The organism is Streptomyces sp. NRRL WC-3605, from assembly GCF_001509795.1.
In the GTDB taxonomy this organism is placed as follows: Bacteria; Actinomycetota; Actinomycetes; order Streptomycetales; family Streptomycetaceae; genus Streptomyces; species Streptomyces viridochromogenes.
The window spans coordinates 1-267 of sequence record NZ_LLZN01000022.1 but is presented as its reverse complement, the minus strand read 5'-3'; the positions used below and the strand labels follow the sequence as shown (position 1 = coordinate 267).

Sequence of the window (267 nt, the reverse complement as noted above, 5' to 3'; positions counted from 1 at the left end):
ATGTGGCACTCGTCGCCGCCGGAGGAGTAGTCCCCGAAGTAGTCGACGACGTCCTCGGGCCACTGGTTGGCCTCCGCCAGCAGCACCGTGTCCGGGTACATTGCGTCGATCTCGCGCCGGACGCGCTTGAGGAAGGCGTGCGTGGCCGGGAGGTTCTCGCAGTTGGTGCCCTCCTCGGCGTAGAGGTAGGGGACGGCGTCGAGGCGGAAGCCGTCGATGCCGAGGTCGAGCCAGAACTTCAGGGCGGAGAGGATCTCCTCCTGCACG

General features: G+C 67.4%; 1 protein-coding gene. It reads right to left on the bottom strand.

Annotation, left to right across the window (positions count from 1 at the left end; all coding sequences use genetic code 11):
* Nucleotides 1-267: alpha-amylase family glycosyl hydrolase (locus ADL34_RS04990; RefSeq protein WP_267891467.1), on the bottom strand; the 267-nt coding region annotated here is incomplete at both ends.